This is a genomic window from Pseudomonas gingeri (assembly GCF_013386115.1).
GTDB classification, from domain to species: domain Bacteria; phylum Pseudomonadota; class Gammaproteobacteria; order Pseudomonadales; family Pseudomonadaceae; genus Aquipseudomonas; species Aquipseudomonas gingeri.
In genome coordinates, this window is record NZ_JACAOR010000007.1 from 337006 (window position 1) to 354749 (window position 17744).

The 17744-nt window shown below is 64.3% G+C and carries 13 protein-coding genes; 9 read left to right on the forward strand and 4 right to left on the reverse strand.

What is annotated here, in order from left to right; genetic code table 11:
- The first annotated feature begins 17 nt into the window (after positions 1–17).
- From HX881_RS13880 to HX881_RS13890, 3 genes are all read left to right on the forward strand, one after another.
- Positions 18–470 carry a MarR family winged helix-turn-helix transcriptional regulator gene (locus tag HX881_RS13880; protein WP_017125863.1) on the forward strand — a complete coding sequence of 151 codons (453 nt, stop codon included), beginning with the start codon at positions 18–20 and terminating at the stop codon, positions 468–470.
- 285 nt (positions 471–755) lie between these two features.
- Positions 756–1175 (forward strand): organic hydroperoxide resistance protein, encoded by a 420-nt coding sequence (locus HX881_RS13885; RefSeq protein WP_017125862.1) that lies wholly within the window; start codon positions 756–758, stop codon positions 1173–1175.
- Positions 1176–1201: 26 nt separating this feature from the next.
- Positions 1202–2221: an alpha/beta hydrolase gene (locus HX881_RS13890; RefSeq protein WP_017125861.1), complete on the forward strand. Its 1020-nt coding sequence runs from the start codon at positions 1202–1204 to the stop codon at positions 2219–2221.
- A 215-nt stretch (positions 2222–2436) separates the two neighbouring features.
- On the opposite strand, the gene HX881_RS13895 is transcribed toward HX881_RS13890, so the two are convergent.
- Both HX881_RS13895 and earP read right to left on the reverse strand, forming a co-directional pair.
- Positions 2437–3006 (reverse strand): elongation factor P, encoded by a 570-nt coding sequence (locus HX881_RS13895; RefSeq protein ID WP_017125860.1) that lies wholly within the window; start codon positions 3004–3006, stop codon positions 2437–2439.
- A 48-nt stretch (positions 3007–3054) separates the two neighbouring features.
- Positions 3055–4188, reverse strand: coding sequence for an elongation factor P maturation arginine rhamnosyltransferase EarP (earP, locus tag HX881_RS13900; protein WP_177085022.1), 1134 nt, complete (start codon positions 4186–4188; stop codon positions 3055–3057).
- Positions 4189–4313: 125 nt separating this feature from the next.
- On the opposite strand from earP, the gene HX881_RS13905 reads away from it, so the two are divergent.
- Both HX881_RS13905 and HX881_RS13910 read left to right on the forward strand, forming a co-directional pair.
- Positions 4314–4721, forward strand: a complete 408-nt coding sequence (locus HX881_RS13905) for a hypothetical protein (protein WP_177085024.1) — start codon at positions 4314–4316, stop codon at positions 4719–4721.
- A gap of 14 nt (positions 4722–4735) precedes the next feature.
- The gene (locus tag HX881_RS13910; RefSeq protein ID WP_177085025.1) at positions 4736–5218 is read left to right on the forward strand and encodes a GreA/GreB family elongation factor; all 483 of its coding nucleotides are present in this window, start codon (positions 4736–4738) and stop codon (positions 5216–5218) included.
- A gap of 10 nt (positions 5219–5228) precedes the next feature.
- On the opposite strand, the gene HX881_RS13915 is transcribed toward HX881_RS13910, so the two are convergent.
- Positions 5229–5483, reverse strand: coding sequence for a hypothetical protein (locus HX881_RS13915; RefSeq protein WP_017125856.1), 255 nt, complete (start codon positions 5481–5483; stop codon positions 5229–5231).
- 166 nt (positions 5484–5649) lie between these two features.
- On the opposite strand from HX881_RS13915, the gene HX881_RS13920 reads away from it, so the two are divergent.
- From HX881_RS13920 to HX881_RS13935, 4 genes are all read left to right on the forward strand, one after another.
- Positions 5650–5970, forward strand: a complete 321-nt coding sequence (locus HX881_RS13920; protein WP_017125855.1) for an ElaB/YgaM/YqjD family protein — start codon at positions 5650–5652, stop codon at positions 5968–5970.
- 166 nt (positions 5971–6136) lie between these two features.
- Positions 6137–11332 carry a dermonecrotic toxin domain-containing protein gene (locus tag HX881_RS13925; RefSeq protein WP_177085027.1) on the forward strand — a complete coding sequence of 1732 codons (5196 nt, stop codon included), beginning with the start codon at positions 6137–6139 and terminating at the stop codon, positions 11330–11332.
- A 102-nt stretch (positions 11333–11434) separates the two neighbouring features.
- Entirely contained in the window at positions 11435–15688 is a 4254-nt protein-coding gene (locus HX881_RS13930; protein WP_177085029.1) for a dermonecrotic toxin domain-containing protein, read from the forward strand.
- Positions 15685–16596 carry a hypothetical protein gene (locus tag HX881_RS13935; RefSeq protein ID WP_042935250.1) on the forward strand — a complete coding sequence of 304 codons (912 nt, stop codon included), beginning with the start codon at positions 15685–15687 and terminating at the stop codon, positions 16594–16596. The genes HX881_RS13930 and HX881_RS13935 overlap by 4 nt, the downstream gene beginning before the upstream one ends.
- On the opposite strand, the gene HX881_RS13940 is transcribed toward HX881_RS13935, so the two are convergent.
- The gene (locus tag HX881_RS13940; RefSeq protein WP_177085031.1) at positions 16593–17645 is read right to left on the reverse strand and encodes an Ldh family oxidoreductase; all 1053 of its coding nucleotides are present in this window, start codon (positions 17643–17645) and stop codon (positions 16593–16595) included. The genes HX881_RS13935 and HX881_RS13940 overlap by 4 nt on opposite strands.
- Positions 17646–17744 lie beyond the last annotated feature (99 nt).

Sequence of the window (17744 nt, forward strand, 5' to 3'; positions counted from 1 at the left end):
CGTACAAGGCTCTAGCGATGAACAGCACCACCGACCACTGTGACGACCTGCTTCTGGACAACCAGGTGTGCTTTGCCCTGCACTCCACCTCGTTGTTGATGACCAAGGTCTACAAGCCCCTGCTCCAGGCCCTGAACCTGACCTACCCGCAATACCTGGCGATGATCGTGCTGTGGGAACAGGACGGCCTGACCGTCGGTGAGATCAGCCACAAGCTGATGACCGATCCCGGCTCCCTGACCCCCCTGCTCAAGCGCCTCGAAAGCGAGGGGCTGCTGAGCCGGACCCGCAGCAAGGCCGACGAGCGGGTGGTGATCGTCGAACTGACCGACGCCGGGCGTGCCCTGCGTGACAAGGCCCGGGGTATTCCGCAATGCATCCTGGCCGCCGGTGGTGGTTCCATGGAGCGCCTGCGTGCCCTGCAGGCCGAACTGCTGACGCTGCGCGGGCACCTGCAAGACAGCCTCTGACAACGATCTTCCCCGGCCCTGCGCCTTGATCGCAGGCAAATCCGCATTGCCCGACCGCTCCTACAAAGACAACAGATCGCTCCTGGCCCCAGGGGCGATCCTGCGCGCAACCTTCCCTTCGGCTTACCGCTAACCTCCCTGGACGATCCAGCCAGAAAAGCCCGTTCGAAACTTTTTTGAAAATTTATCTTGCGCGCAAAACATTAGCACGATACATTTATCTCGCATTCACTTAGCGCGCAAATATTTAGCGCAAAACAAATTTCCGAAACGACGAGGCTCGCCATGCAAACTCTCTATACCGCAGTTGCAACTTCCACCGGTGGCCGTGATGGCCGCGCGATCTCCAGCGACAACATCCTGGACGTCAAGCTCGCCACTCCCAAAGAGCTCGGCGGTGCCGGTGGTGCAGCCACCAACCCTGAGCAACTGTTCGCCGCCGGCTACTCGGCCTGCTTTATCGGCGCGCTGAAATTCGTTGCCAGCCAGACCAAGCGCCAGATCCCGGCTGACGCCTCGATCACCGCCCACGTCGGCATCGGCCAGATCCCTGGTGGTTTCGGCCTGGATATCGACCTGCACATCAGCCTGCCGGGTCTGGAACAGGCCGATGCACAAAGCCTGGTCGACGCCGCCCACCAGGTCTGCCCGTACTCCAACGCCACCCGTGGCAACGTCGACGTCCGCCTGCACGTCACTGTCTAACCCATCTGCCACCTGAGGATCCGTACATGAACACTTTCAGCAAAGTCCTGACCGGTACCCTGCTCGCGTTGTCCGTCCACACGGCGTTCGCCGCCGAAAACACCGGTATCGAACACAACACCCAGGCATTTCTCGACGCCTTGAATGCCGGCACGGGCAAGCCGATGGAACAGATGACGCCAGCAGAAGCCCGCGCCGTGCTGTCTGGTGCGCAGTCAGGGGTCAAGCTGACATTGCCCAAGACCGACGTGAGCCAGAAGACCATCCAGGTCGACGGCAAGCCGCTGGAGTTGACCATCGTCCGCCCGGCCGGGGTCAAGGGCACGTTGCCGGTGTTCATGTTCTTCCACGGTGGCGGCTGGGTCCTGGGGGATTTCCCCACCCACGAGCGGCTGGTCCGTGACCTGGTGGTGGGTTCAGGGGCGGCGGCGGTGTTCGTCAACTACACGCCGTCACCCGAGGCCCATTACCCGACCGCGATCAACCAGGCCTACGCCGCAACCCGCTGGGTGGCCGAGCACGGCAAGGAAATCAATGTCGACGGCAAGCGCCTGGCCGTGGCCGGCAACAGCGTCGGCGGCAACATGGCGGCCGTGGTCAGCCTGATGGCCAAGGACAAGGGCACCCCGGCACTGAAGTTCCAGCTGCTGCTGTGGCCGGTGACCGATGCCAGTTTCGAGACGGCGTCCTACAACCAGTACGCCGAGGGTCACTTCCTCAGCAAGAACATGATGAAGTGGTTCTGGGACAACTACACCACCGATGCCAAGCAGCGCGGCGAGATCTACGCCTCACCGCTGCGGGCCACCACGGCACAGCTCAAGGGCCTGCCACCGGCGCTGATCCAGACCGCCGGGGCCGACGTCCTGCGGGATGAAGGCGAGGCCTACGGCCGCAAGCTGGATGAAGCCGGCGTACCGGTGACCAGCGTGCGCTACAACGGCATGATCCATGACTTCGGCCTGCTCAACGTGGTCAGCCAGGTGCCGGAGGTTCGTTCGGCTCTCCTGCAGGCTTCGCAGGAACTGAAGGAACACCTGAAATAAGCGGCTACGGGTGGCACGGTGAACGCTGCCCCCCTCTGTAGGAGCCGGCTTGCTGGCGATGGCGGTGAATCAGGCGACGACGATGTCGATTACCACACCGCATCGCCAGCAAGCCGGCTCCCACAAGGGGGTCGCGGCAGGCCACAGAAACAAACAGACACAAAAAAGCCCGGGGCATGCCCGGGCTTTTTTGTTCGTGTGGCGAAAAGCAGTGCTTATTTGGCACGGCCTTTGTAGGAACCGCCTTCACGGGTATCGATCTCGATCATGTCACCGATTTCGATGAAGTCAGCTACCGACAGCTCGGTACCGTTCTTCAGCTTGGCAGGCTTCATCACCTTGCCGGAAGTGTCACCGCGAGCGGAACCTTCGGTGTAGTCGACCTGACGCACGATAGTGGTCGGCAGTTCCACGGAAACCAGGCGGTCTTCGAAGAAGACGGCTTCACAGACGTCGGTCATGCCTTCTTCCACGAATGGCAGAACGGCCTCGATGTCTTCGGCGTTCAGCTCGTACATGGTGTAGTCGGTGGTGTCCATGAACGTGTAGGAATCGCCGCTGATGAAGGACAGGGTCGCTTCCTTACGGTCGAGGATCACATCGTCCAGCTTGTCATCGGCGCTGTAGACGGTTTCGGTCTTGTAGCCGGTCAGCAGGTTCTTCAGCTTGGTCTTCATGATCGCGCTGTTACGACCGGACTTGGTGAATTCAGCTTTCTGAACCAGCCAAGGATCGTTGTCGATACGGATCACGGTACCGGGTTTCAGTTCTTTACCAGTTTTCATTGCGAATATCCGAATTTGGATGGGATGTACATAAATCTAGGCCGCGTATCATATCCAATTTAGGTAAAGCTTCACCAGCGCCGTGGCAAGATCGGGCCGCGAAGCCTGTTCCAGACACCAGCGTTCGGCGTGTTCGGCCAGTTCCCGCTCGTTGCGCAGCACCTCCGACCAGCTTTCACCCACCCCGTTTCCACTGTTCCAGGCCCGCCACCAGCCACTGAAAGCGGCCAGGGCCGGCTCGGACAGGCCCCGGGTATACAGCGCGAGAAACGCTTCCAGCTTGTCCAGGTGGATATCGTCCTCCTGTCGGTAGATATGCCAGAGCAACGGCCGGCCGGCCCATTGCGCGCGAATGAACGAGTCTTCGCCGCGTACGGCGTTGAAATCGCAGCTCCAGAGCAGGCGGTCATAGGCTGGCTGGGGGACGAACGGCAGCACCTGCACCGTCAGGGCCCGACGTGTCTCGATGGCCCCGGCCCGCAGCTCACCGCTGCCCAGCCAGCGCTGGACATCCGCCAGTACCCGGCCTTCGGGCACCAATAGCCGGGTCGGGCGGCTGTCGGTCGCCAGGGCTTCGAGCCAACTGGCAACGCCCTCGTTCTCGTAGGCGAACAACGAGATCAACCGCTCGCCATCCGTCGGATCGACGCCCAGGCCACGCAGGAAATCCCGGCGTGCCGCAGGATCCGCCTGAAAGGCCCGACGCTGCTCCAGCAATCCCGCCTCACGGAGCAGGCCGCCGGTGCCCGCCTCAAACCCCGGGAAAAAGAAGAACTTCTGTACCTGCTTGTACTTGACCGAGGGCAGGCCATGGCAGCCGACAATCCAGTCCTCGGCGCTCAGGTAATCCAGGTTGAGCCACAGCGGCGTGGTCTCGCGCCGGGCCATCGCGTCCATATAGTCGTGGGGCAACTGGCAGGCAAAGGCACCGATCACCACATCCGCCGCCACCACCGGCTGCCAGTCGCCCGACCAGCGGCGCACCTCGACGCCCTCGCGGACCTGCTGTTCCTGTTCGATGTCGAGTTCCGGGCACAAGCGCTCGAAGGCCCGCAGATCGTCGACCCACAGGCGCACGGCCAGGCCATGCTCGGCCACCAGTTGCCGGGCCAGGCGCCAGGTCACGCCGATATCGCCATAGTTGTCGACGACGGTGCAGAAAATATCCCAGTTGGCCGGCATGCACGGGCTCCGTTTGGCAAAGGCGTCGATTGTCCGCATAAATCCTCCTGCGCAGAAGAGCCGACGTCGATTAATCTTCATGCGACAATCGCATCCTGCGAAGAACCGCCCGCCAGGAGGCCGCCATGCCTTATCGCCCACCACCGCGTCGCCGCTTGTATGTCACCCTCAATCCACTGCAGTTGACCGCCAGCATCGCGCTGGGCATCTGGCTCGGTTTCGTCGCGCTGGCCCTCACCGCCTGGCTGCTCGCCCGGCTGTTCATTGCCCAGCCGCTGGCCCCCGTCGCCGAGGCCGTCCGGCAGATCAGCCAGCCCGCCGCGCCGACCGCGCCACAAGCTCCCGGCGATTCGACGCAGATGTTCGAGCAGTACAAGGAGAATCTGCGCAAGAACGAAGAGCAGCAACGCCTGGACCAGGCCCGCAACAGCTATCGCAACCTGTCCAATCCGAAATGCCAGTTCTGGTTGCAGCAGGACCAGACCGCGCCCAGCGACAAGAGCCGGGCCAACGTGCTGCAGTTCTGCAATTGAACCGGTTGCACGACATGGACAAGCACGCGGTGCACCAGCGCATCATCGACACCCTGGCGGTCGATCTCGATGTCCTGCAACGGGCGGCACAAACCGCCTACGAAGCCGCGACCGACGAAGAGAACATCGCAGAGAACAAGTACGACACCCTGGGCCTGGAAGCCTCGTACCTGGCCACCGGGCAGGCCCGGCGTGTCGAGGAAATCCGTCAGGCCCTCAAGCAGTGCCGGGAACTGCCGCTGCGTCCCTACGACGATCAGGCGGGCATCCAGCTGGGCGCCCTGCTGACCCTCGAAGCCGAGAACGGCAACGAGCAGCAACTGTTCCTGGCCCCGGATGCCGCCGGCCTGAAGATCGAATGGGAGGGTCGGGCGATCACCGTGATCAGCCCGCGCTCACCGCTGGGCCAGGCCCTGCTGGGCAAGTTCGACGGTGACGAGGTGCAGATCAGCGTCGGCGCCGTGCGCCAGCGCTACACCGTGACCGCCGTCAGCTGACACCGACGCCCTACTTGGCTGCCGCCATCAGGCGGTTGACCTCGCTGCGCACCATGCTGGTGTATTCCGGTGGCGACAGGGTGTCGAGTTCCGCACGTACCCATTCCGCCCACTTGCCCTTGCGCTTGGCGCGCTCGCCGAACAGGCGTGCCGCCTCGCCCTTGGCCTTGCCCAGGTTGCTCTGCCAGAGGTCGAACAGACGGGACTTCTCATCCTCGATGGCGGCACGCTCGGCCAGGGACTTGTTAGCCAGATTGAAGCTCATTGGAAAATCCTGCGGTACAAATAGAGCCGTATCTTACACTGTCGCTACACACATCCGATCGAGGATTTTGGCTGGCCGATGTGCCCGGACGGAAAATTTTGCAACTTTCCCAGGTCCCCCCGACTCCCATTATTCAGAGCATCATTCACTTGAAAGGAATATCGCCATGGCCCGTAAATCCGCCGTACAAGCTGCCGAAGACCAGATCAAGGACCAGGCCTTCAGCGAGTTGCAAGCGCTGATCCAGGAATCGGAAAAACTCTTGAAGGACAGCGCCGCACTGGTGGGCGAGGAAGGCGAAAGCCTGCGCGCGCAGATCAGCCAGAAGCTCAAGCAGGCCCTGGACTCGGTCACCCATGTGCGCGAAAACACCAAGCCCGTGGTCGAAGCGACCGAAACCTACATCGGCGGCCATCCGTGGCAGACCGTGGCGATTTCCGCCGGCTTCGGCCTGGTGGTCGGCCTGCTGCTGGGCCGGCGCGACTGATCGCACAGCGTTCCCCCGGTCCCTTGTCAGCGCGACAAGGGACACGCCTGCCACAGAACTATCTACCACCCCGCGCCCCCGCCACCCGGTAGCGTTTTTGCCATTTCCCGCGAAGCCTGGCCTGCCAGCGCCCAGCGGTTCGTCAGTACGAACGAAGGCAAAAGCCATGACTACCGATTCCTTTCCCTATGAGTTCGCCGAAGCCCTGGAACTGCGCGACACGCCCAATGACCGGGAGCGGGCGCTGAACATTTCCAGCACCGACCGCGACTGGTTGCGCAACGTCTTCCTGCCCAACCAGCAAGCCCGCCAGGCCCTCGACGATCCGATGACCGTGGAAAAATTCACGGTCGAGGCCACCGGCATCGTGCCCGTGGACCTGGCGGGGGTGTTCCTGATGAACCCGGGAACGGACGATTGCTCGTACCTCTACAGCCCGGGCTTGGGCCTGGAACATTTCGATACGCGCAGCGAGGCCACCCAGAGCCTGCTCAGCCGTTTGAACAGCGAGACGCAGCGCGACGAACTGCTGCGCTTCGTGGCACTGGAGACCAGGAGCCGGATCCGCTTCGACGGCAACGTCCGGGTCAAGGCCGAGCCCATCGAAGGCGCGGTATTCTTCGACCGGCGTCGCTCCGTCGACCAGCAGCAACGGCAGAATCTCCAGACCTTGAACGAGCAACTGCTCAAGCTGCCGACCCTGGCGGCGCTGCTCAACAAGATGCTCAACGACGAACTGGGCCGACGGTTTGCCGGGGTCAACCTGGCGAGCGTCAACGTGACCTGTTACCACAGCGACACGCCAGACCAGGGTAACGCCCCGCAAAGGCGCCCCGTCGGCGTACACTCCCTGGCCGACGCGCTGCTGGCGCATTACCTCGCGCAAGCCTGGCCCGCCGACCAGACCCGCGAATTCAGCGCACCCGGGTACAACGCCGTACCCGCCGACACCGCGCAGTGGGAACGCGCCATCACGGACATCTCCGGCAGCCTGAAACTGCGCCTGCACAGCGAACTGGAAAGCTACTGGAACACCGTGCTGGACAACGGTCACTCCCGTCGCCGGTTGTTCAGCGACGTCATGGGCACCTGTTGGCGCACCGAACTGCTCAAGCAACTGCAATGGGAAAACATCAGCCCCAGGACCCACCACTGGCTGGCTGCCCTCTACCCCTACACGCCAGCGCGGCTGCGCCACACCCGCATCAGGAGCCTGGGCTACAACACCAGCAAGCCCTCCCAGGCCGCGCTCGCCAATGCCTTCGTGGTGAGCGACGAATCCGTCAATCCCGGCGCGTTGTTTGTCTATGCCTACGGCAGGCTCACGCGGCTCAACGACCAGGACGCCCTGGACAGCAGCCTTCTGCGGGAGTTGCACGATACCGGCGGCACCGACGAACTGACGGAAACCCTGTCCCTGAGCGAGCTCGACGACCTGCGGCAATTTCCCGCGCTGGCCACGCAACAAGCCGCCGTCGATCAGCCGGTGTTCGAAAACCGGCTGGACGCCATTATCGCCAAGCAACGGGACAACATCGACTACGTACTGGCCCGCTACCACAGGAGTAACGGACAACTGGCTCTCGGCGCAGCCCTGGATGCGGCCCTGGACATCCGCACGATGATCAGCCGGAAACTGCAGTCGCTCGATACCCGCGAGCGCTGGAGCACCCGCCTGGACCGGTCATCGGACAAGCCCGAGCCGCCACCCGCCAAACCCACCGATGCCCAGGCCACGACACAGGACACCGCCCAGGCACACGGGCACACCCTCGAGACCCTGAAAAAACGCCTCGGCGGCGAACTGGCCAAACGTCCCGACCTCCTGACTTTCGCGCAAAACGCCTTGCACGAGGCACTGATCGACACCCGCCGGGGCAACCTGGTACCGGCCACGCTCTACATCAACCAGTACCCAAGCGCCTCCGCCGAACAACAGGGGCTTGCCCTGAGTACGTCGATCAGCCTGGCCGAACATCTGCTGGAACGCTCGGTCGGCCTCGCCCCGCCCCTGGCCGACCGCGTCGATACGGGTCTGTTCAGCCGCGATCCCGACGGGCGCTGGTCAAGGATCGACAACCTCGATATTCCCACCGCCAACCCTCTCGTCGACGCCGCCCTGCAGGACTTCCTGCCGCGCTTGTTGCGCCGCCAGCGCACGTTCTATTCCCAGAACACCCCGTTGTTGCGTGAAGCCCTGAGCAGCGCACTGCGCTACGAAGCTCGCCAGCGAGTCCTGGCCGGCACGCTGGACGACAGCGCCCGGGAACTGCTCGAAGTACTCCTCGACAGCCCGGACAGTCCGCGGCGCAAGGGCCTGCGGGGATTTATCCCGGATGCCTTCGAACTCACCCTGAAAACCGCCGGGCCGTCGCTGCCACGCAAGCTGTTCAACTGTTTCCTGATCACCGAGCGGGGCGGGCTGGACCCGGTCAACTCCGGGCGCGCGCTGCTCTGGACCCCGGCCGGCGGGCTCGAAGCATTCGCCTCGTTGCCCAGGGCCGAAGTCGAACTCAACCGGCGCCTGCACACCCCGGTCCAAAGCCTATCGCTGCTGGAAAACCTGATCGCCGCCCCGCCCCCCGCACCGCTCTGGGCGAACAATCAGCACAATGGCATGAGCATCGGCTTCGAACGCATCCGCAACGACTTCCTGACCGACCTTACCGACTCCGTGGCCGACAAGGCCCTGGGCGACCTCGCCGAAGCGGCCTCCTCGCCACTGCCGGCCGCCATCCTGCAAGGCCACTTTCAGTCCTGCCTGCTCCGACACGCCTCACTGGCGTACCTGGAAAAAGCCCTCGACGCGACACGCCATACCCGCCTGCACAGCGCGCTGCCCGCCTGGCTGGCGAGTGCTCCCGCCAGCCAGCAACTGGCCCTGGCCGAGCTGCTGGATCGACACCGGCAACAGGTCGACGCCCCCCTCGACCACCATCACGACATCCCCGATATCCGCCACTTTGCCCGAACCAAGATCGCCAGCCTGCTGAGCCGCGACTACCCCGCAGCGCGCCTGGACCCGGATGACCTGTACCTGTCGCTGCCCGACCTGGACGCGCCGGGCAGCCACACGCTGACGGACTACACCCTGCGTCATTTCGACGAGATCGAAGGGGCGACGGCGACGCTGACCTCGGTCAACCCACTGCCGGCCGGCCTGACGGTCGCGCACCTCAATGCGCTGGTCAGGGAGGCGGGAATCGGCACCCATTACGCGGCACTGCTGGACTCCCACCTGTCCCACGGCGAGAAGGGCGTACCCGAGCGCCGCGAGCTGTTCAGCCTGCACCTGGTCTGGCAGGGCCTCGAACACGCCCTGCGCCAGTACCTGCAACACTCACTGTCCGCCGAGGCCCACGGTTTTATCCGGCACCTGCTGGGCATGCCCGACGGCGTTGCCCGTCTCCCGCTTGCCGGCAACGACATCGTCGTGTATCCGCTGGCGCTGCTGCGCCAGGCCTGGACGAGCGCGGACCGGGCCCTGGGCCTGTACCTGATCGGACGTTCCGATAACCGCGGCCCCCTGGTGCTCTTCAGCCCGTATGGCGAACAACCGGCCTTTCGCGAATATGGCAACGAAACGCAGCTCATGAGCGAGCTCGGCCGTCCCGGACCGCTGCGCCAGCTGGTGCTCGGCAGGCTTGCCAGCGGCGTGCGCCAGTTCTACGGCGAACAGGTCTTCAGTCGCCAGACCGTCAGTGCCGTCTGGAACGCCTTCAAGGGCAACTTCCTCCACCGGCTGTACCACGACATGACCGCGCTGCTGAAAGATCAACTGGGACTGCAAGACTCCCGAGGCCATCAGTCGGCCTGGAGCACGGTAGTCCACCTGCTCGGCAATCAGCTGCACCAGGACACCCGCTTCATGCTCGGCCGCTTGCGCATGCCCTGGTTGATCTGGCAAACCCTGCCACGGTTCAAGGAGGCCGCGGACAAGGCCTGGCAAGGTCACTGGACAGTGGCCCTGGAAGAGTTCACCCTTGCCCTGGCGCAACTGGCCCTGGCCCGCGAGGCGCCGACAGCCAGCGCCTTGGTCGAATTGCCGAAGCCCGCGCAGGAACCCGTCCCGGCAGCCGCCCCGGTCGAGTCCCCCTTCCCACGATGGCCGGGTTGGGGAGACATACCGTTGACCCGGGAACAGCAGGACCGTGTGCTCGGCTATGAAGCCCGGGATATCGCCCTGAACGACCTGGAGCATGACACCGTCCCAGGCATCCATACCGACCCGGGCACCCGGCGCCAGTACGCCGCCGTCGGCGGACGGGTGTTCCAGGTACGGAACGAGGACCGGCGCTGGCGCATCGTCAGCGATCAGGAACCCGGCCCCTGGCTCAGAAAGGACCAGCAGGGCCAGTGGGAACTGGACCTCAAGGGGCGCTTGCTCGGTGGCGGGGATGGCGGTCGCCTGGTGGACCGTATCAATACCCGGCAGACCGTGGGCCGTGAAATCAAGGTACTGGCCACGGGCATGAAAGCGATCAGGCTTCTTTACCCGGACAAGGCCCGGCAGATCAGGCAGGCCCATGCCTTGACCGTCACCTACCTGAGAAACGCCAGGCAACGCCTGCAATCACTGGCCACCAGCACGCGGCTCGACAGCCAGCGCCAGCTTTATCTCCAGGCGTTCTTTGGCCTCAAGAGTATCAGTCGGGGTCTGAACCAGAGAATCGGCAGGATGCTCGACAAGCTGCTCATGGAGCTGCTGTCCCCTGCCCGCTCTCCCGACCTCTCGGAGCTCTATGTCCTCGGCGCCGCACGGACACCGGAGCGGATGTGCGCGGCCTTCGTGGTGACCTGCGACCACACCCGCAAGATCTACCTGAACGAGCTGTTCTTCGAACCCGGCCTGGAGGTCTATGAGCCCATCCGGCCGAGGACCTTCAACAGCGTCCTGCACAACATGGCCACCATCCTGCTCCACGAGTTCAGCCATATCGTCTTCAATACCGTGGACATCGCCTACCTCGATGCCTTCCGCCCCTTCTACGACCTGATCGACACCACCACCATCGACGGGCGTGAACGACAGGACACATTGCGGGAGCTGCAGGAAACGGCCCTCTCTTCGCGGACTCCCAGCCAACAGCTGTTCAGGGTCGAAGACGAGATCACCGGCACCTGGCACGATATCGAGGATGAACCGTACAAGCGGGTCCTGGCACTGACCCGCAGCCCCGACCTGCACCACGCCCGGCGAAAATTCCAGGAAGACGACGCCAGGCGCATCGATGTCATCCTCGCCAACGCGGACTCCGTGGCGTTGTTCATCAGCTACCTGGGGCGTCCCACGGAGTTCTACCCGATCTTCAGCGGGACACCCCGCCAGGAGCAGGGCTCCACGCAAGCCAGCAGTATCTAACGCCGTCCGCCGACTCGCCGCCTGTAGCGTCGATACCCTTCAAGAGCGATGCCCGGCCCCTGCGGGCATCGCCCGTCGTCAACGCGAACGAAGGCACCGCACATGTCCGGCAATCCCCCTGTCTATTACCTGTCCCAGGCCCTGGAGCTGCGTGACACCTCCAGCGAACTGGAAACCTCCCTGCACATCCAGACCAGCGAGCGCGACTGGCTCAGAGACCTCTTCCTGCCCAGCCACGACGCCCGCCAGGCACTCGATATCCCCATGTCCGTCGATAAACTGTTCCTCGTCGCGCAGGGTTCTCCTCCCGCCGACCTGGCCGGCACCTTCCTGGTCAGCGGCCCATCCGGCCACTCGGTATTCCTCTGCACCCCGGCGTTCGGCCTGGAGCGCTTCGCCACCCGCCAACTGGCTTCCAGCAAGCTGCTCGAACGCTTGAAGGTGAGCGGACAACGCGACGAACTGCTGCGCTTCGTTCCCCTCGGCATCAGGACAGCGATCCGTCATGCAGCTTCACCTTCCCTGGTGGCCGAACCTATTCGCGGGGTGGTCCTGAGCGAACGGCGGCAATCCATCGAAAACTACCTCGACTACACCCGGACGGTCCTGAACAACGAATTGCTCAAGTTGCCCACTCTGAAAACCCTGCTCAACCAACTGCTCGAAAACAGGCTGGGCAAGCGCTTCGGCCAGGTCAGCCTGAGCGCCCTGCGGGTGATCAGCCATGTCGCGCCGCCCGCGGACAACCAGGCTGCGCCACTGCCGTCGCGGCCCCTGTCGACCCGCTCGCTGAGTGAAGCCCTGCTGGAACATTACCGCCGCGGCAGTTGGCCCGAAGACCAGACCCGGGAGTTCGTGGCCCCCGGCTACTCCGCCTCGGCAGCGGATACCCTGGACTGGGAAAATGCGCTGGCGAACATTGCCAATCACCTCGACAGTCACCTGAAAGACCCGGTGAAAGCCTTCTGGGAAGAGACCTGCGACGACGGAGTGCCACGCCGGGAACTGTTCATCGATGCCCTGGGCACCCGTTTCCGGGCCGAACTGCTTCAGCAGGAACAGGACTGGAACACCCTCGCCCCGGAAAACTTCTACTGGTTGAGCGGGCTCTACCCACGGGATGCCGCGAGGCTCAACCTGATCACCCACTACACCCTGGGCATCGAGACCGACCAGCGCTCGTCGGTGCTGGGCAACACCTTTGTCGTGCGCAACGACCGGGAATCCCCTCCCGGCTTTTTCCTCTATGGCGCGGGTCGCCTGCAGCCCTTCGAGAACGAAGCGTCACTGCGTGCCTGGGTCAAGGTACAGATCCAGGACCCGGGCCGGAACGCCGGTCTGCATGATGGCCTGGCCTTGCGCGAGGCCGCCGACCTGCAGGGCTCGACCATCGCCCGTATCAACCTGACAGCCACGGTCTCGTCAGCCTTCGAGGCGCTGTTCCAGACCATCATCGCCAAGCAACTGGACAACCTGGAATATATCCTCGCCCGCTATCGCGCCAGCGACGGTGCCCTGGCACTGGCGACGGCCTTCGAGAGTGCGCTGGACATCCGCGCGTTGCTCGACCCGCGCCTGACGACCCTCGCCTCCCAGGGGCGCTGGAGCCATCGACTGGACCTGGTCCCCAGCGAAAATGCCCAGGCAGCGCTCTCGCCACACGCCCTGACGCCTACCCTGGAGACCGTCAGGTACCAGTTGAAAACCCTGGGCGAGCTCAAGTCCACCCTCACCGAAGGCCTGAAGAAACGGCCGACACTGCGCGCCTTCGCGACCAGCGAGCTGTCCCGGGAACTGCTGCTTGCCCACCGGGTCACGCCGTCACCCGACACCCTGTACATCAATCACTATGCGTCCTCGCTCCCCGTGTTGGGGGATACGGAGCTGCAGCCCGAACGTTCGCAGAACCTCGTCGAGCATTTCCTAGAACGCCTGACCCGACAGGCCGGGGCGCTCCCCCCGGCGACGAACTCGGGACTGTTCAGCACGGACGCCGAGGGCAACTGGTCGCGTATCGCCAACCTGGATATCACGTCGCTCAACACCATCATCGACAGGACACTGGTGGATTTTTCCGCGCGTTACCTGCGCCAGCAACGCGCCGTGTATGGCGAACTCTCCGAACCCCTGAGGGAAGCCGTGACCTGCGGACTGCGTCGCGAGGCGCAATTCAAGGAACTGCGCGGCGACTTGGGCAGAAGCGACCTGGAACTGCTCGACCATCTCCTCGACAGCCAGCAACGCAGCTCCCGCGGCGGCTTGCGCGGCTTCATTCCGGATGCCTTTGCGCTGACCCTCAGGGCCGATGCCAGCGCCGTGCCGATCCCGTTGCACAACTGCTTCCTGCTGACCGAGCGCGGCGGCCTCAGCACCGAGCACTCCGGGGCCGCGCTGCTATGGACACCGGCCCAGGGCGCGGAAGCCTTTCATTCGGTCCATGATGCCGAGGTCGAACTGCAGCGGCGCCTGCATGATCCCGTGGAGCGCCTGTCCCTGCTGGAGAACATCGCCAGGGGCGAGCGGCCGCCGAAACTGGCCGTCGCGCCAAACCGCAACCCCCATCGCCGCGCTTACCCGGCCCTGGGCTTCGCGCTGATCGAGGACGCCTTGCGCGGCGATCGACAACACTCGCTGATCGACAAGGTGCTGGCGGACCTGACTCATGCGCTGACCGCCCCGTACTCGGGGGAAAACCTGCATCGGCACCTGCAGGCCTGTCTCGATGCCCACCTGACCATCGCCCCTCTCGAGAAAGCCCTGCAGGCCGCGGAAAGTACCGCGCTGCACCTGGCCCTGCCGCCCTGGCTGGCCGGCACCACGGAGCACCGCCAGTTCGCCCTGGCCAGCCTGCTCGACCGCTACCGCCAGCAGGCCGCCACGACCGGGGACTACCACCAGGACATCCCCGATATCCGCGACAACGCCAGGACCCGGATCATCAGCCTGCTCTCGCGGGACTTTCCGGCAACCCGCCTCGACCCCGACAAGATCAGGATCTCCCTGAAACGGCAGGATGTCACCACCTCCGAGTCGCTGACCGACTTCGCCTTGCGCCACTTCGACGATATCGACCAGAGCCTGCTCATCGTTCGTTCGCTGGACGGCCCCTTCCCGCCAGGCCTGACCGTCAACCACCTGAGGCCCCTGGTAAAGGAAACGGCCATTGGCAGTCACTTCGCCAATCTGCTCGACGCCTTCCTCAGCGGGGGTCGGGAGGCGCTGACCCGGCGTCGCCCGGCCTTTGCCCGGCACTGCTACTGGCAGGGGCTGATGCACGCCTTTACCCAGGTGATCGACAACAGCCTGTCCGCCGTCGCCCATGGCTTCATCAAACACCTGCTGGCGATGCCGGACGGCCTCGCCAGGGAGCCTCTGAACGGGCGCAGGATCGACCTTCGTCCGCTGGAACTGATCAGCACCACCCATGCGATTCCCGAGCCCGTCGCGGGTTTCTACATGATCGGCCCGCCCCCCGACGAGCCCGGCCCGCACATCCTGTTCAGCCCCCAGGGCACATTGCCGGTGTTCAAGGAGTATGCCGACAAGGCCACCTTTATCGACGACCTCAAGACCTCGGGCGAGCTGCAACAACGAGTCCTCGACAGGCTGGCCCACGACAAGCGCGACCATTACGCGCAGCACGTGTTCGCGGCACAGCGGGCCATCATGCAGATCAGTGACAACCCCGTGCGGGGCAATCTCTTCCACCGGCTCTACCAGGATACGAGCGCGCTGCTCAAGGACATGCTCGGCCAGCAGAACGTACAGGATCAGGGCACGGTCTGGAGCAACGTCCTGTCCTGGCTCAAAGGTGGTCTTTACCAGGGGCAGAGCCAATTGCTGGGGCGCTTGCGCCTGCCGCTGCTGATCTGGCAGACGCTGACACGCCTCAAGGATGCCGCAGACAAGGGCTGGCAAGGTCGCTGGAGCGAGGCGATCGAAGAATTCGTCGTCAGCCTGGCCCAACTGGCCGTGGCGCGCAAAGGGGCGCGCGGGCTGGAAGTGGCAAGCCTGACACCCACGAACGGCGCGGCGGTCGTCGAATCGCCCTTCCCCACGCCGCCCTGGGCAGACAGCCAACTGACGCCCGGGCAAAAGTCCGCGATCCTCGACCACGAAGCCCGCGAAGTGGCCTTGCAGGACATGACCCTCGACCCGGCCACGGGGCTCTACCGCGACGCGACGAGCCAGCGCGTATTCGTCGCGGTCGGCGGCAGGGTCTTCGAGGTACAGGGGGATCTTCGGCGCTGGCGCATCGTCAAGGACCAGGCCCTGGGCCCCTGGCTGAAACAGGGCGCGGACAAACGCTGGTCGTTCGATTTGGAAGGCCACTGCATCGAAGGATCGCGGCCATGAAACTGCTCGACTCTTGCCTCAATCGCCGCACCATCAGCCAGGAAATCCGTGTCCAGGCCATCGGCATTCCCTGTATCCGCAGGCTCTTTCCCAACCGCGCCCGGCTGATTCAGCGCGGCCATGAACAGGCGCTGGCCTATGTGACCGAAGCCCTCCTGAACCTGGACAAGCTCTTTTCCAGCGCCCGCCTCGACCGCCGACGCCGGCTCTTTGTCGAACAGTTCTTCGACATGCCCTCGGTGAGCGCCTTCACCCTGGGCAAGATCAGGGTCCTGGCGCACCGGCTGCTGGGAGAACTGCTCGATCCCTCGCTCAACCCCGAAACCTCGTCGCGTTATGTGGTCGGCACGGCCATCCATCCCGAACACAGCGTCCAGGCCTTCACCCTGCTCAACGAGCCCATCCGGAAAATCTACCTGACCGAGCGCTTCTTCGATCCCGGCTTCGATGCCTACCTGCCCCTGCGCCCCAGGACCTTCGACCTGCTGGGGCACAGCATGGCGACCGTCCTGCTGCATGAAATCAGCCACCTGGCCTTCGACACGCTCGACCTGGTCTACGTGGATGCCAACCGTCCCTTCCTCGATCTGCTGGAGACCGTCACGGCCGAGGGAAAACAGCGCTACAGCGCGCTGGAACAGATTCAGAAACACGCCCTGTCGAGCAGCACACCCGCCGCACAACTGTTCAGGGAACTCGACGACTACGACCTGCGCTGGTACGACCTGGTCGGAGCGCCGTTACAGCGGGTGCTGCAACTGACCGGCACGCGGGATCTGGACGAAGCCCGCCGGGTGTTCTTTTCCGATGCGGACAAGCGGGTCGACGTGATGCTGAGCAACGCCGACTCCCTGGCCCTGTTGCTCGCTCACCTGGGGCGGCCGCCCGAGTTTCATCCCTTGCACTAGGCGCCGTGTGGAAACTGGGCCGGTTGTGCGGCCAGCGCGCGCAGTTGTTGCAGGTCGCTCTGCGCCAGGGCGATCCCCTCGCGCAACGATTCGCCGCGCTGGCGGTGCCGCCGGTCGCCCGGCAGGCGTTGCAGGCCGACACCCTGCATCTGGCCGACCAGGGTCCGGGCGCGCTCGGCGAAATCCTGCCCCGCCGACTTGGCCGGGTCGATGACAATGATCAACTGCCCGGTCCATGGCGTCTTGGCACCAGGGTGTTGCGACCAGTCGAACTCGAAGGAGAAATTGCCCCCGGTGAGGGCGGCCGCCAGCAACTCGACCATCATCGACAACGCCGAGCCCTTGTGTCCGCCGAACGGCAGCAGCGCGCCACCATCGAGGATGGCCTTGGGATCGCGGGTCGGCTGGCCGTCACGGTCGACGCCGATGCCGTCCGGCAACTGCTCGCCCTTGCGCGCCGCGATCTGCACATCGCCATGGGCCATGGCACTGGTCGCCAGGTCGAAGACGATCGGATCGCTGCCGGCGCGGGGCGCGGCGAAAGCAATCGGGTTGGTGCCGAACAGCGGTCGCTCGGCGCCATGGGGGACCACGCACGTCATCGAGTTGACCACGCTCAAAGCCACCAGCCCGTCATAGGCGAACGGCTCGACATCCGGCCAGAGCGCCGCGAAATGGTGGGAATTGCGGATCGCCAGGACCGCGATCCCGGCACTGCGAGCCTTCTCCACCAGCAACTCGCGGGCCGCGGCCAATGCCGGCTGGGCAAAGCCATTGGCCGCATCGACGCGCACGAATCCCGAAGCCACATCCTCGACCACCGGGACCGCCTGGCCATCGACCCAGCCGCTGGCCAGCGTCGAAACATACCCCGGTATGCGGAAGATACCGTGGCTGTGGGCGCCATCGCGCTCGGCACTGGCGCAGTTCTCGGCCAGGACCCGCGCCACTTGTGCAGAAGTGCCATGACCCTGGAAGACCTGCTGCAGAAGCGCAACCAGATCATCGTAGGCAATGTGTTGAGTAGCCGTATCGCGAGGTGCAGACATCCGAAACTCCGATTCCGATTGGTTTTATTGGAAGAACGAGAGAAAGGCAGGGCCTGGGCAGCCGCAGGCACTATCGGGCGACCATCGGGGAACTGTCAA